The sequence below is a fragment of the Oscillibacter sp. UBA6647 genome (genome assembly GCA_002455655.1).
Classification (GTDB): Bacteria; Bacillota; Clostridia; order Oscillospirales; family Oscillospiraceae; genus Oscillibacter.
Genome location: DKLF01000148.1, coordinates 1 through 369, shown reverse-complemented (window position 1 = coordinate 369; position 369 = coordinate 1). Strand labels below are relative to the sequence as shown.

Below are 369 nucleotides of genomic sequence, written 5' to 3'. Positions count from 1 at the left end.
ATACTGGGGGCGGATTCCCGCGCTTGGATTGGGCTGCGCCGTGGGTTTTATGGGCTTTGCAAGGGGAATTTCGGCGGCCCTGAACGTATCTGCGGCAGTGACCACCTGGGCGTTTATCGGGCTGATTGTGGGGACGGTTCCCTCCCTTTACCGCGAAGCGGGGAAGGAGGGCCACAGCCGTGCATCCTGGGTCAGCATGGGCATTTGCGCCGCGACGATTTTTGGGGTGCTGTTTTACGTGGGACGGGTGCTGTCCGTTCAGCTTGAGCCGAATTTTTGGTCTTTTACCCTCAGCGGGGCGCTGTTTGGTCTGGGAATTGTGATTCCGGGGCTGGCGGCTTCCTCCGTGCTGATGGCGCTGGGGCTGTA

At 60.7% G+C, this 369-nt stretch carries 1 protein-coding gene; it reads left to right on the top strand.

Going from position 1 to position 369, the window contains the following annotated elements:
- Positions 1–369 (top strand): undecaprenyl phosphate translocase family protein (locus B2W96_RS10975; protein WP_293010384.1); only part of this gene is annotated, 369 nt, incomplete at both ends.